The sequence below is a fragment of the Streptomyces sp. NPDC001903 genome, assembly GCF_042891345.1.
Lineage (GTDB): Bacteria > Actinomycetota > Actinomycetes > Streptomycetales > Streptomycetaceae > Streptomyces.
This window is the reverse complement of the sequence record NZ_JBIASZ010000002.1, coordinates 668,509-681,041: the sequence shown is the minus strand read 5'-3', so window position 1 is coordinate 681,041 and position 12,533 is coordinate 668,509. Positions and strand designations below refer to the sequence as shown.

The 12,533-nt window shown below is 72.1% G+C and carries 10 protein-coding genes and 1 pseudogene; 6 read left to right on the top strand and 5 right to left on the bottom strand.

The genetic code is table 11. The features are described 5' to 3' along the window. Positions 1-31: 31 nt before the first annotated feature. Together ACFYZS_RS06710 and ACFYZS_RS06705 are read right to left on the bottom strand one after the other, a co-directional pair. On the bottom strand, positions 32-652 hold the full coding sequence (locus ACFYZS_RS06710; protein ID WP_389007502.1) for a GNAT family N-acetyltransferase: 621 nt from the start codon (positions 650-652) through the stop codon (positions 32-34). 222 nt (positions 653-874) lie between these two features. Continuing rightward, positions 875-1,327, bottom strand: a pseudogene (locus ACFYZS_RS06705) (DNA alkylation repair protein); the annotation flags it as partial. Positions 1,328-1,645: 318 nt separating this feature from the next. Here ACFYZS_RS06705 and ACFYZS_RS06700 point away from each other — a divergent pair. Both ACFYZS_RS06700 and ACFYZS_RS06695 read left to right on the top strand, forming a co-directional pair. Continuing rightward, on the top strand, positions 1,646-3,715 hold the full coding sequence (locus tag ACFYZS_RS06700) for a phosphocholine-specific phospholipase C (RefSeq protein ID WP_389007501.1): 2,070 nt from the start codon (positions 1,646-1,648) through the stop codon (positions 3,713-3,715). A 127-nt stretch (positions 3,716-3,842) separates the two neighbouring features. Then, positions 3,843-4,283: a VOC family protein gene (locus ACFYZS_RS06695; RefSeq protein WP_389007499.1), complete on the top strand. Its 441-nt coding sequence runs from the start codon at positions 3,843-3,845 to the stop codon at positions 4,281-4,283. A gap of 112 nt (positions 4,284-4,395) precedes the next feature. Here the strand turns inward: ACFYZS_RS06695 and ACFYZS_RS06690 are convergent, their stop codons facing one another. The 3 genes from ACFYZS_RS06690 to ACFYZS_RS06680 form a co-directional block, all read right to left on the bottom strand. Continuing rightward, a complete protein-coding gene (locus ACFYZS_RS06690) occupies positions 4,396-4,728 on the bottom strand; it encodes a MazG-like family protein (protein ID WP_389007497.1) in 333 nt (110 codons plus the stop codon). 113 nt (positions 4,729-4,841) lie between these two features. Continuing rightward, the gene (locus tag ACFYZS_RS06685; protein WP_389007496.1) at positions 4,842-5,453 is read right to left on the bottom strand and encodes a hypothetical protein; all 612 of its coding nucleotides are present in this window, start codon (positions 5,451-5,453) and stop codon (positions 4,842-4,844) included. Between the two features lie 87 nt (positions 5,454-5,540). Continuing rightward, positions 5,541-6,239 carry a hypothetical protein gene (locus ACFYZS_RS06680; protein WP_389007494.1) on the bottom strand — a complete coding sequence of 233 codons (699 nt, stop codon included), beginning with the start codon at positions 6,237-6,239 and terminating at the stop codon, positions 5,541-5,543. A 632-nt stretch (positions 6,240-6,871) separates the two neighbouring features. Between ACFYZS_RS06680 and ACFYZS_RS06675 the strand changes: the two genes are divergently transcribed. From ACFYZS_RS06675 to ACFYZS_RS06660, 4 genes are all read left to right on the top strand, one after another. Then, positions 6,872-8,743, top strand: a complete 1,872-nt coding sequence (locus ACFYZS_RS06675; protein ID WP_389007493.1) for a protein kinase — start codon at positions 6,872-6,874, stop codon at positions 8,741-8,743. Positions 8,744-8,992: 249 nt separating this feature from the next. Beyond that, positions 8,993-11,101, top strand: coding sequence for a PIG-L family deacetylase (locus ACFYZS_RS06670; protein WP_389007491.1), 2,109 nt, complete (start codon positions 8,993-8,995; stop codon positions 11,099-11,101). Between the two features lie 147 nt (positions 11,102-11,248). Then, the gene (locus ACFYZS_RS06665) at positions 11,249-12,082 is read left to right on the top strand and encodes a class I SAM-dependent methyltransferase (protein WP_389007489.1); all 834 of its coding nucleotides are present in this window, start codon (positions 11,249-11,251) and stop codon (positions 12,080-12,082) included. A gap of 75 nt (positions 12,083-12,157) precedes the next feature. Beyond that, a complete protein-coding gene (locus ACFYZS_RS06660) occupies positions 12,158-12,532 on the top strand; it encodes a glyoxalase superfamily protein (RefSeq protein ID WP_389007488.1) in 375 nt (124 codons plus the stop codon). Position 12,533: the final 1 nt, after the last annotated feature.

The following is a 12,533-nucleotide window of genomic DNA, read 5'->3' as shown; positions in this document are numbered from 1 at the left end:
GCACGCGATGACCGCGGCCGCTGGGCGCTCCCTAGGGGGTGGGGAGCCACTCCGGGCGGTCGAGGAATGCCAGCACCGCCCGCTTCTCGGGGAGGTGGATCTCCGGCAGGTCGATCTCGGGCAGGGTGATCTCGCCCTGCCGGACGAAGCCGATGCGGCCCAGGAGCGCGACGGCCTTCTCGTTGCGCGCGTCGGGCTCGCCCACCGCGCGCCGGACGGCCGGGTCGCGGAACGCGAAGCGGATGAGCGAGTCGATGAGGGTACGGCTGAAGCCGGGGCGCGGCCGGTCGGCGATCGGCGCGAGCATGATGTGGACGCCGATGTCGCCCTCCCGCACCTCGTAGCACTCGCTGACCCGGTCCTCCTCCGGCTGGTAGGTCTGGAAGAGGGCCACCGGCTCGTCGTCCAGCCGGACCAGGTACGCGTGATGGGTGTCCCGGCGGTCCACGTCCTCGTAGATCTCTTGCACCAGCTCCCTCCCGGCGCCGTTCATGCCCCAGAATTCGGCGCGCTCCTCGACGACCCAGGCGTGCAGCACGGCCGAGTCGGCCGCCGGATCGACGGGAGTGATGCGGACGGTGCCGAAGCCTTCGACGGTCTCCGTGTAGACGTCGGCGCGCGGGGTGGGGAGGACGGTGGACTCGGGTCTCATGCGGTCTCGGTTCCTTCGTGACGGCGGGTCTGGACGGCGATGAGCACACCGGCCCGCAAATTGGTTAGGTTAGGCTGGCCTAAGTATAGATGTTCGTTGGCGTGAATTGTGCGCAGGGCGGGCACCGTCGGCGGGCAGGTCGCACCGGCTCCCCGCCGGTCAAGCCGTCGTCCGGTCCTGTTGGCGGCGGCGCGGGCGCGGTGCACCGCGTGCTCGATCCCGGTCTGCCATCTCCGCCTCGATGACGTCGAGCAGTCCTGCGAGGTCGAGACCCTCGGGCTTCTTCGCCACGCGTTCGGTGGTCAGCGCCCAGCCGGCGCTCGCGACCACCGGATCGGGATCGGCGAGCCGGGACAGCCGCAGCTCTTCCGCGTGCGGGTTCTTCTTCACCACGTAGTTCACGAGCCAGTCGTGCACCTTGGGCGTGCGGGCCTCGCGCAGCATGACGTCCAGCTGATCGCGCTCGAACGCCTTCGGTCGGCAGATCAGGATCGCCAGCAGTCTCGCCGCGCCGTCATCCGTCTCCCACAGCCCGCGGGCGAGTTCCTGCTGTCTTCAGCCGCTTCAGCCGCTTCGCGACGGCGCGCAGCTTGCCGAGGTCACGCCGTGGTCGTCGCCGTGCTTCTCCTTCACCGCCCGTGTCCTTGGGTCCTCGAGTGCGGCCGGCTCGGCCATCACCTCGGCCGCCGTCGTCTCGGTCACCGCAGCCTCCGTGTCCGTCGCGTGCGAGTTTCAGCCTAGGGCGGAGGTCCGTCCCCTGACGTGCACGCCATGCGTACGGCGCCGATCGCGGCCCTGCCCCGCGAGACCCGTCGACCCCTCGCGGCACCACGCGCATCGCCCACCGGGAATGGCCGAACTCCTGCGGAATCCGACTGCCGTTCGTCTGGCGTATCCGCCGCCGTCACGTCAGGCTCCCTCTCCGGTAGTCCCGGCACGCTGTTCTGAGTGCGCTCAAGCACTCCTCGATCAAAAGCAGAGGTCACTCTCGCCATGGCAGAACTGAACCGCCGCCGTTTCCTCCAGCTCACCGGCGGCGCCGCCGCCCTGACCCTGCTCAACGACAGCATCGCGCGCGCCGCCGCCATCCCCGCGCAGGGGACGACGGGGACCATCGCCGACGTCGAGCACGTCGTGGTCCTGATGCAGGAGAATCGTTCCTTCGACCACTACTTCGGTGCGCTCCGCGGCATCCGCGGCTTCGGGGACCCGCGTCCGGTGACCCTGCCCAGCGGGAAGTCCGTCTGGCACCAGACCGACAACGCCGGCAAGGAGACGCTGCCCTTCCGGCCGCCGTCCGACGACCTCGGCATGGAGTACCTCCAGGGGCTCAACCACGACTGGGCGGGCGGCCAGAGCGCCTTCAACAAGGGCAAGTACGACAACTGGGTGCCCGCCAAGACGCCGGCCACGATGGCCCACCTGACGCGCGAGGACATCCCGTTCCACTACGCGCTCGCCGACGCGTTCACGATCTGCGACGCCTACCACTGCTCCTTCATCGGCTCGACCGACCCGAACCGCTACTACCTCTGGTCGGGCCACACGGGCAACGACGGCAAGGGCGGCGGCCCGGTCCTCAACAACGCCGAGGCCGGCTACAGCTGGACCACCTACCCCGAGCGCCTCGAGGCGGCCGGCGTCTCCTGGAAGGTCTACCAGGACGTCGGCGACGGCCTCGACGCCGCCGGTTCCTGGGGCTGGATCAACGACGCATTCCGCGGCAACTACGGCGACAACTCGCTGCTCTACTTCAACAACTACCGCAGCGCGCAGCCGGGCAACCCGCTGTACGAGAAGGCCCGTACGGGCACCAACGCCAAGGCGGGCGAGGGCTACTTCGACAAGCTGCGCGCCGACGTCGCCGCCGGCACCCTGCCCCAGGTCTCCTGGATCGCCGCCCCCGAGGCCTTCAGCGAGCACTCCAACTGGCCGGCCAACTTCGGCGCCTGGTACATCGCGCAGGTCCTGGACGCGCTGACGTCCAACCCCGACGTGTGGGCCCGTACCGCGCTGTTCATCACGTACGACGAGAACGACGGCTTCTTCGACCACGTCGTCCCGCCGTACGCCCCCGCCAACGCCAACCAGGGCCTGTCGACCGTCTCCACCACACTGGACGTCTTCCCCGGCAAGGCCGGCTACGTCGCCGGTCCGTACGGTCTGGGCCCGCGCGTGCCGATGCTGGTGGTCTCCCCGTGGAGCAAGGGCGGCTACTCCTGCTCCGAGACCTTCGACCACACCTCGGTCATCCGCTTCATGGAGAAGCGCTTCGGCGTGCAGGAGCCCAACATCTCGCCCTGGCGCCGCGCCGTCTGCGGTGACCTCACCTCCGCCTTCGACTTCGGCCGTACGGACACCGACGAGGTCCGCCTGCCCGACACCGGCCTCTGGGAGCCGCAGGACCGCGAGCGCCACCCCAACTTCCTGGCCACCCCGCCGGCCGTGGGGGCCATGCCGCGCCAGGAGAAGGGGCTGTGCAACACCCGTCCGCTGAGGTACGCGCCGTACGTGGACGGCGCCGCCCTCACCGGCGAGGGCAAGTTCCGGCTGACGTTCAGCGGCGGCCCCGACCTGGGCGCGCAGTTCTACGTCACCTCCGCCAACCGGACCGACGCCCCCTGGACCTACACCACCGAGGCCGGCAAGTCGATCTCGGACACCTGGAACACCGTCTACTCGGCCGGTGTCACCGACCTGACGGTCCACGGCCCCAACGGATTCCTGCGCGGCTTCCGCAATCCCGGCACCACCCCCGGCCCCGAGGTCACCGCCCGCCACAACGCCTCCACCGGGAACCTGGACCTCACGCTCACCAACGCCGGCGCGTCGACCGCGACGCTCACGGTCACCAACGCCTACGGTGGCGGACCGAAGCGGCTCACCGTCGCCAAGGGCGCCACCATCACCTACAGCGTTCCGCTGCGGAACACGCGACGCTGGTACGACGTGACCGTCACCGCGTCCGAAGCCCCCGCTTTCGGCCGCCGCTTCGCCGGCAAGGTCGAGACCGGCGCGGCCGGCCTCTCGGACCCGGGCATCCTGACGGAGCAGGGCTCCTGACGCACCGGTCCCGCCGACCGGAGCCCCGTTCCGCGGAACCCTCCGCGGTACGGGGCCGCTCGCGGTACGGGCCATGCTCGCGGTACGCCTGCGAGCGCGGCCCGCTCCGGCCCGCTACGGTGGCGCGATGGAACAGCGGATCAGCCTGGTCACCCTGGGCGTCGCCGACCTCGCCCGGGCCAAGGCCTTCTACGAGGCGCTCGGCTGGCGCGGCACCGAGGTGGAGGAGACGGTCTTCCACCAGGCGGGCGGCCTCGCCCTGGTGTTGTGGGACCGCCGGAAACTGGCCGCGGACTGCGGTTTTCCCGACGTCCCGCAGGCCGGGTTCGGAGGTATCGCGCTGGCCCACAACGTGCGTACGGACGCCGAGGTGGACGCCGTCGTCGCCGCGGCCGCCCAGGCCGGCGGCACCGTCACCCGGCCCGCCGCCCTCAATGCGATCGGCTTCTACTCCGGTGTCTTCACGGACCCCGACGGCCATGCCTGGGAAGTCGCCCACAACCCCGGCTTCACCCTGACCGAGGACGGCTCGCTGGTCCTGCCCGACTTCGGCCAGGGCGCGTCATGAGGTAGCCGACGCCGATGTTCAGGCGAGGGGTGCGGAGGTGTGAGTCCCGCCGGCGCCTCGGTGCTTGAAGGCATGCCGGTCGTGCTCGGGTTCCTCTCGGGGATCCACACGCTCAGCCCTCCCGGGCGGCCAGGGTGCGGGCGGCGGTCTTCTGCAGGTGCGCGGTGAACATCGCGGCCGGGTCGGCGACGCCGAGCCGGTGCAGCGCCACCATCGCCGTCACCAGTACGTCGCAGACCTCCGCCTCCACATCCCGCCACGAATGGGAGAGCCCCTTGCGGGGGTTGGTGCCGGTGGCGCCGATGACGGCCTGGGCCGCCTCGCCGAACTCCTCCCCGATCTTGAGCACTTGCAGTACCCGGCGCTGCTCGGCGGGGACATGGGCGGCGGCTTCGTCGAGGAAGACGGCAAGCTCCCCGGTGATGGTCCAGGCGTTCTTCTCCACGGTGGTTCCCCTTCGTCCGGCTGCGTCCGTTCGCGGTCCTGGTCCTGTGAACGAATCGGACGGCGTGCGGATGCCGTGTTCGCACGCCCCTTTCGCGAAGGAGCCCGCGCCGCCTACCGGACCAGCGCGAACGTACCGGCCGCCACGGCCCCGCCCACCGCGGCGCCCGCGAGGACTTGGGCGAGTGTGTGGTCCCCCAGCTCCACCCGGGACCAGCCGACGACGGCGACCAGGGGGTACGCGAGGAGCGTCCAGGGCCCGTACGCCGTCATGGCGAGCAGGAGGATGCTTCCGGAGGAGACGGCCGCATGCACGCTGATCTTCCAGGCGGGGGTCACGGCGAGGAGGGCCACCAGGGTGGCCAGCATGGCCGAGACCAGCGCGGTCATGGTCCGGGGGGCGCCGAAGGCCCACAGCAGCGTGATGCCGGTGGCGACCGAGACGCTGACGAAGCTCAGCACGATGACGCGCTGGCGCCTCGGACCGACGTGCCGGTCGGCCCAGCGGCCGCGCCGTATCCCGTACTTGATGAAGGCCAGGGGGATGACGGCGGCGAACAGGCAGCCGAGGAGGCCCCATCCGATCCCGGCCAGGCGGCCGCTGTGCCAGCCGATCAGGACGGTGTCGGCGATGATCCACGTCTTCGGGTCGAGTCCATCGGTGATCAGGCGCGCGACCCGGGACTCGTACGCCCGCGCGGACGCGGTCGTCGTCGTGGTCGTCACGTCGTGGCCTCCTGGCTGGTCGTGGTGGGGAAGGCGCCGACCACGGGGGAGTGGTGGTGGTGTGTCCGGGTGAACCTGAGGATCTTCTCAGCCTCCTGCGGTGTCGTCCGATCCGCCGGCCGGTCCGTCGTCCGGCTTCCCGCCCGCGGCGCGCCCCCGCTCGCGCTCCCGCGCCGCCCACGCGGCCGAGTCGATCCGCGAGGGGTAGCCCTCCGACGGCTCCGAGGCGTCCAGATGCACCGTCCACGCCCACAGGACGACCGCCACCAGCAGGAAGCAGCCCGCCACCCCCAGGACCGCGTCGACATCGTCGGCTTGGGACTCCGCGTCCTGCCCGAAGAAGGCGGGGGGACCGTCGACGATCATGCTCACCCACCAGGCGAGGGTCGCGTTGAACGCGAGGAGGGCCAGCCAGTACAGGATCCGTACGGCTTTCGCCGGGGCGCCGTGCAGCGTACGGAGCAGGAGCAGCCGCCGCAGCCTCCCCGGCCCCCCGCTGCGGCGGCGCGCCGCGGCCTCGAAGCTTCGTACCGATGCGTAGCACTCGTCGAGCCAGTGGCCCGGCTCCGGGTCGGGAGCCCCGCTCGGGGCCAGCTTCTTGGCCTCGATCCAGCCGGTGATGAACTGGACCTCCAGCTGGGCCTTCTCCAGCCTCTTGCGGTAGTGGTGGTCCGCGCTCCGCGCCTCGCGGCGGTCCCTGAGGACGAGGCTGACCCCTCCCACCAAGCCGGTGATCACGGGCACGAAGAACGGCGCGAACGACACCAGGGAATCCAGACCAGGCACCGGCAATGCCTCCTCATCCGACCCGGCCTCGGCTGGGGGCCTGTCTCCAGCCTTGCATCCCCCACGGCCGCCCCCACCGCTCCGTGCGGCCGATCGGGTGACCGCCGGGGCGTCGGGGGGGCCGGGCCTTCGGTTCGGCCGCCCCCTGGCGGCCGGGGGCCGGCTCGCCGGCCGGGGAAGGAGGCGTGGCGCGATGGGCGAGTGGAGACACCCGGCCCTTCGCCGCGCCGTCGCATGGTGATCAACGCGCTGTCCGTGGCGGCGGCGGCGCCTTCGGCGCAGGCTGCTTGGCTGGAGAAGCACGACGTGCCGCCGGACGAGATCGCCCTGGGCTTCGACGACGCCTTCTGCCCGGCCGGGGAACTGGTCGAAGAGGGCCTGCTCGGTCCCGGCGTGCCGTCCGAACTGAGAGAGCGCCCCGCCGCTGCCGGAGATCCGCGTTCTGCGGTGAGGACTCGGCGCGGGACGTCGGGAACGGAACTTCCACACGATCCGTCAAGGACCTTCACCCGGGCGGGGTTACGGCGACCGGCGACGGGGGCGGGCCGTGAAGTTGGGTACCCTCTCGGTTGGCTTCGGGGCTTCAGCGGGGCTTCTGCGTGCTGAACCGCCGTAACAGGGGATGGATTTTCATGAGTGCACCTTCCACCGACCTTTTCCAGCCGCTCCGGCCCGAAGACCCGGCCACGGTGGGCGGTTACCGGCTGACCGCGGTGCTGGGCGCGGGCGGCATGGGCAAGGTGTACCTCTCCTACACCCCGGGCGGCCGGCCCATCGCCCTCAAGGTGATCCGGCCCGAGTTCAGCGAGGACCCCGAGTTCCGCCGGCGCTTCCAGCAGGAAGTGAAGGCGGCGCAGCGCGTGCAGGGCCTCTACACCGCACCCGTCATCGACTTCGACACCGAGGGCACCCAGCCCTGGCTGGCCACCGCCTACGTACCGGGCCCCTCCCTCGCGCACGCCGTGGCCCAGTACGGACGGCTGCCGCTGCGCAGTGTGCTGCTGCTGGCCGTCGGGGTCGCCGAGGCGCTGCACGTCATCCACGGCGCGGGCATCGTCCACCGGGACCTGAAGCCCGCGAACGTGCTCCTCGCCGCCGACGGCCCCCGCGTGATCGATTTCGGCATCGCCCGCGCGGCGGACGCCACTTCCCTGACCGGCAGCGGCGTCAGCGTCGGCACGCCCGCGTTCATGGCGCCCGAACAGGCTTCCGCCGGTACGGTCACCGCCGGCACCGACATCTTCGCCCTCGGCCAGATCGTGGCGTACGCGGCGATCGGCGCGCCCGCCTACGGCGAGGGCTCCTCGCACGCCGTGCTGTACCGCATCGTGCACGAGGATCCCGACCTCAGCGCGCTGCCGGACGAGCTGCGGCCCCTGGTGACGCGGTGCCTCAGCCGTGACCCGGCGGACCGGCCCGACCTGGCCGAGGTGATCCGGATGTGCCACGACCTCTCCCCGGTCCCGCTCCGCCAGGGCGAGGACTGGCTGCCGCAGGCGGTCGCCGGTTCCATCACGGAGCGCCTCCAGCTGCCCGAACCGGCGAAGACCCCGCCGCCGCAGCCCGCCGTGGCCCCGACGCCGACCGAACTCTCCCCGCAGCCGCAGCCGCAGCCGCAGCCGCAGGGCGCGCCCCCGTACCCGCCGACCGGTCTCGGCGTGGCGGCCGCGCCGACGCAGAGCGCCCCCGCCGCGTCTGCGCACGTACCGACCGCTCCCGCCGCTCCGGGCTTGCCGCCCGGTCACCACACCCCGCCGCCCGGCTACCGGACGCCGCCCCCCGGCTACCCGACCCAGCCCGGCTACCAGACGCCGCCGCCCGGTTACCCGACCCAGCCCGGCTACCAGACGCCGCCGCCCGGATTCCACCCCGGCTACCCGCCCCCCGCGCCGCAGCGCAAGTCGAAGGGGCCGATCATCGCCGGGGTCGTCGTGGCCGCGGTGATCGGTCTCGCGGTCCTCGGCTCCCTGCTCCCGGACTCCGGTGACAAGGCCAAGGGCAGCTCGTCCGGCGCAGGCGGCAGCACGAGCAGCGGCACCCCCGGCGGCGGCTCCCAGGACAAGGGCGGCAAGCGCGCCGACCCCGCGCCGGTCTCGTACAAGGGCGTCAACCTGACGGCCAACTACCAGCTCATGCTGGCCGACAACCCGCCGCGCCCGGCCACCGGCGGCAACGCCGGCGTGCTCTACAACCACGGGGACGTCTACTTCTACCTCGACACCCTCTTCGGGGACACGAAGGTCGGGACCGACAACGGCAAGCTGGTCGTGCTGAACAACTCGCAGAAGGGTTCGCTGGAGACCTGCCGCGCCGAGACCCGGTACACCGAGAAGATCGGCCTCGATCAGCTCACGGACGGGTCGGAGATCTGCGTGCTCAGTGATGCCGGCCACATCGCGGTGGTGACGTACCGCGGCAAGTCGGGAGCGAACGACCCGAGCAACTACATCACGCTCGACCTCACGGTGTGGCGCAATGCCGAGGAGCCGAAGAAGCGGAGCTGAGGCGGGAGCGGTTCGGCGCGGGCTCCGTCCGGGTCCGATCCGGCCCCGTCCGATGGTTGGCAAAACGGGCAAATCGCCCATTTCTGTCATTTAACTCAGTCGCTGCCATATGCCGTTTGAGGGTGTGTCAGTCGCAAACGTGCGGGGCATAATCGGGCCCGGTCGTCTCCGGAAGCAATGGAGCCATCGGGACACCGGCCGACCTCCCGGTCGGCTTCCCGCACCGGACCGATCCCCAAGGCGCCGTACATGTCCCTGGCCAGCCGCTCTCGCCTCGCGGCGCTGCTCGCCGCGGTCTCCGTCGGTGTGGCCGGCGTCACGACCTGGGCGTACGGATACGGGAGCGAGCGGCCGCCGGCGGCCGCCGAAGCCGTCTTCACGCCGAGCGTGACCGAGGGCTCCGCCCTCCAGGTCGTCGCGCACCCCGACGACGACCTCTTCTTCATGAACCCCGACCTGAGCCGCTCCATATCGACGGGCATCAAGGTCACGACCGTCTACCTGACCTCCGGCGAGTCCGACGGCCGGAACGAGGCCCACAGCCCGCACCTGGACGACGCCGCGGGCCCCGCCGACCGTGCGGCCTACGCGGAGGCCCGGCAGAACGGCATCCGGGGCGCCTACGCGGAGATGGCCACCGGCGACCGCACCAGCGCCTGGCAGCGCGAGTCCATACCCACGGCCGGCGGGGGCAACGCCGAGGTGGACGTCCTCGTCGCCCGGCCCGAGGTGAACCTGGTGTGGATGCAGCTCCGCGAGGCGCGGAGCATCTCCGGGGACAATCCGGACAGCCTGCGCGGCCTGTGGGACGGCCGGATACCCGCCCTGGGTGCCCAGCTCACCTCCGGGACACCGGTCGAGCGCCCGTTCTCGTACACCAAGGACCAGGCCGTGGCCGCCATCGCGGACGTGTTCGCGCGGTTCAAGCCGACCACGATACGGACGCAGGACCCGACCCCCGGCAAGTCGCAGAGCGGGGTCTTCCTCGACCACCAGGACCACATGTACGGCGCCCGCTTCGTCCAGGCCGCCGCCGAGCGCTACGCGCGGACCGCGGACCGCCCGCACTTCTCCGTGCAGAACTACGTGAGCTACCCGAACAGCGCGCTGCCGCCCACGCTCGACCGGCAGACCGCCGAGGAGAAGCTCGGCTACCTCAAGACCTACGCCTGGATGGACCACCAGGACTGGTGCGGCAGCCCCGCCGGCTGCGGCGACCGCAAGACGGCGACCAGGCCCACCGGCGCCGGGTGGAACCAGACCATCCGCTACAGCCGCGGCGACGGCACCTCCTGGATGACCGAAGGAGCCCCCGGACGGCTGTGGGCCTTCGCGGTGCTGGACGGCCGGATGGCGTACTGGTCGCGCAGCGGCCCGAAGGCGTCCTGGGAGGGCCCCCGCTTCCTCGACGGCGCCGGCATCGACGCGGGGGCGAGCACGGTCCGGCTCCCGGACGGCAGGATCGCGGTGTTCGCCACCCGCACCACCCTCGGCGCGACACCCCAGGACTACGGGCGCGAGATCGTCTACGCCGTCCAGGGCCGGGCCGACGGCGCGTTCGGCCCCTGGCGGTCACTGGGAACCCCGGACATCGCGGACCGGTCCGGCACCTCGGCGATCAGCGGACCGGCCGTCGCCGTGGATCCGGCGGGCCGGATGACCGTGTACGTACGCGATTCCCGCCGCACTCTGCGCGCCCGGACCCAGACGGCCCCGGACGGCGGGTTCGGCGGATGGCAGGTCCTGGGCGGCGCCGGTCTCCTGGGCGATCCGGTCACCGCGACCGACGGTTCGGGGCGCCAGTACGTGTACGCGACGACGACCGGATCCGTACTGGCCTGGGCCCAGCCGGCGCCGGGCGCCCCGATGGCGGGCTCCTTCGCGACCGGACTGCCGCAGACGACGGGCGTGCTCTCGGTGCGACCCGAGGGCGACGGGGTCCGCCTGTTCTTCCGGCGTCCCGGCACGGGCACCGTCGGTACGAGCCTGGCGGTCATGGGCGGGGCCGCACCGGAGTTCTCCCCGGTCGCCGAGGCTGGCGGTCCGGGCGGCTACGGCGCCGTGGGCATCGCGGGCCCGCTGCTCGCGGGCCGTACGGGTTCGGGCACGGTCGGGGTGGCGGGCGCGGCCGGCCCCCAGTCCTGGCAGGAGTCCCAGATGCTGTACACGGGCGCTCCGGCGGGCGTGGCCGACCGGGCCGGCACGGCCGTCGCGGCGGCCCTCGGCCTGGACGCCGATCTGCACATCGTCACGACGCTCCGACCGCCCCGCTCCGAGCCGGCCGGCGACCTGGCCCCCACCCCGTGGCACCGCGCGGTCCGGCCCCCGATGCTCGCCCAAGCCGACCACGCCGGCTAGGCCGCGTCCTGCCCGTCTCCCGGCCCGTTTCCCGTTTCCGCCGGTACGGCGCGTCACCCCGGGCGGGTCCTCTGTCGCGGCGGGAGCCCGCGCGCCACACTGGGGGGGCCGGGGCGCGGCGCCCCGTCGCGAGGAGGTGGTGGGGCCGTGTCGGGGACCCCTGCGGAGCAGCCCGATCCGGTGGTGCGTCCCGAGGTGTGGGAGACGTACGGGCCGGCCGATCTCAGCGCCGTGCCGGTGTTCGCCGGAGGGTTCATCAACTTCGGCTACTGGCAGGCGGTCGATCTCGAACAGCCGCTGTCGGAGGGTGACCGGATCCGCAGCGAGCAGGACCTCTACCGGCACGTACTCGACGCGGTGGGCCCCGCGGGCGGCCGGGCCGTGGAGATCGGCTGCGGTCTCGGCCTCGGGTGCGCCCTCGCCCTGGAGGAGTACGGGCCCGCGGAGATGACCGGGGTGGACATCCACCCCCAGCAGCTCCGGCGGGCCCGCGAAGCGAACTCGCTGCTCCTCGAAGCCCGGGCGCCCCGGCTGCGCTTCGTGCTCGGGGCGGCGGAGAGCCTCCCACTCGGCGACGCCGAGTTCGACTGCCTCTACAGCGTCGAGGCCGCCCAGCACTTCCCGGACCTGCCGGCGTTCGCGCGCGAGGCGGCACGGGTCCTGCGCCCCGGCGGGAGGGTGGCGGTCGCCAGCTTCTTCAGCGTCGAGGGCGCGCCCGCCCCGGCGGAGCGGCTCGCGGGGCTGCTCGACTCGTTCGCCAGCGGCCTGGACATCGCCCGGCCCGTCTCCCGGCTCGACGAAGCCCTGTCCGATGCCAATTTCGCCGACGTGCGGATCGCCTCGATCGGTCCGCAGGTCTGGCCCGGCTGGGACCGCTGGCTCGCACGCCTCTGGGCGCCGGGCACCTGGCCCCGGAACTTCCTGGCCGCCTGGGAGCAGCAGATCCTGGACTACTACCTGGTCACCGCCACCCGCCCGTAGCCGTCCGCAGGCCCACGACAGGTAGGCGATTCCCTACGTTTGACACGTAGGGAATCGCCTACCTATCGTGGAGTCATGAACATCAAGCACGCCTCCTTCATCACGCTCCCCGTCGCCGACCAGGAAAAGGCCCTCGCCTTCTACATCGAAGTCCTCGGATTCGAGGTCCGTGCGGACCGCCGGATCGGCCCGGTGCGCTGGCTGCAGGTCGCCCCAGAAGGAGCCGAGACCGTCTTCACCCTCTCGGGCCCGGGCATGGGGGATTTCATCCCCGGCTCCACCCGGGGGATCATGTTGGTCACGGCTGACGTCGACGCCGACTGCGCGAAGCTCGCCGCGGCCGGAGTGGAGGTGACCGGTCCGGAGGACGCCCCGTGGGGGCGAATGGCCGGCTTCCGGGACCCCGACGGCAACAGCCTGATGCTGGTCACGGAGAAGGAAGGCTTCTAGC